This window comes from Acinetobacter sp. ANC 4862, from assembly GCF_004336635.1.
Classification (GTDB): domain Bacteria; phylum Pseudomonadota; class Gammaproteobacteria; order Pseudomonadales; family Moraxellaceae; genus Acinetobacter.
In genome coordinates this window covers 1-1,018 of record NZ_SJXH01000072.1, presented here as the reverse complement: position 1 = coordinate 1,018, position 1,018 = coordinate 1, and the positions used below count along the sequence as shown (strand labels likewise).

At 37.9% G+C, this 1,018-nt stretch carries 2 protein-coding genes and 1 pseudogene; 2 read left to right on the top strand and 1 reads right to left on the bottom strand.

Annotated features, from left to right (window positions below; genetic code table 11):
* The coding region (locus E0409_RS16415) for a transposase family protein (RefSeq protein ID WP_165541357.1) at nt 1-219 on the top strand (219 nt) is incomplete at its 5' end.
* Nucleotides 220-258: 39 nt separating this feature from the next.
* On the top strand, nt 259-630 hold the full coding sequence (locus tag E0409_RS16410; protein WP_131292626.1) for a hypothetical protein: 372 nt from the start codon (nt 259-261) through the stop codon (nt 628-630).
* On the opposite strand, the pseudogene E0409_RS16405 reads toward E0409_RS16410, so the two are convergent.
* A pseudogene (locus tag E0409_RS16405) lies at nt 627-854 on the bottom strand (transposase domain-containing protein); the annotation flags it as partial. The gene E0409_RS16410 and the pseudogene E0409_RS16405 overlap by 4 nt on opposite strands.
* Nucleotides 855-1,018: the final 164 nt, after the last annotated feature.

Here is a 1,018-nt window from a genome sequence, read left to right as displayed (position 1 = left end):
CTGTTACCCTTAAAAGCCAAAAGACGCTGTAAATTGGATCATGAACTAAAAATCTATAATCAGGAAATCAATAAAAGAAGAATAGGAATTGAGCATGTATTTGGCAGGCTGAAAACCTTCAAAATCCTTGCTGAGCGTTATCGAAATAGAGGGAAAAGACTCGGTTTGAGATTCAATCTAATTGCTGGAATCTATAACTTGGAGCTGAGTAAAAAATGATTTATGAAAGAAGTCTATTAACTAATTAGGTTACTTTAAATGAATGCTTTAGAAGAACGTTTACCATCATTTATGACTAAATTACATCAGTTTGATAGTAATGAAGCACGTAAAAACCAATTAAAAAATGATCTATTTCATATCAATGCTAATCTAAAAAAATTGGCTAGTAATATTGAAAAATCAGTACATAATCTAGTTTTTATTGATCTGGATGATTTTTTAACAACACGAGGTTGGAAATCAGAAATTGAGGCTGAAAAAAATAAGACCTACAAAAAAAGTAATAACTTTATTAAGTTGTCTCCAATAAGTACATTAAATACAAAAATTTCTTTCTTGGTTGGTCATAACTTAGTTCGAATTCAAGATCATTGTAAGCATCCGCTGAACCCCATTACTATGTTTTAACGAGGTTCAGGTTTCCAACGGTGTGGTAGCAAATCCTCAATTTCTGTGACTTTATGGGTGGGTAGTCTTTTTAGGACATCACTTAAATAGGCATACGGATCCAGCCCATTCAGTTTTGCCGACTGGATTAAAGTCATGATATTGGCCGCTCGCTGACCACTGCGCAGCGAACCTGCAAATAACCAGTTCTTGCGCCCCAACGCCCAGGGACGCATCTGATTGTCGGGTAGTCAGACGCAGTTACCTACGTCCAACCCCCTAAGAACCGTGCATGCGAGTTTCCCAGCACACGGCTCAAGCCTCTGCTAAGGCGCCATTCGGCACCCGGTTATACATCGTTGACATTGGCAAACTGAACACTCCTCGGACAATACAGATGGTAAATCTC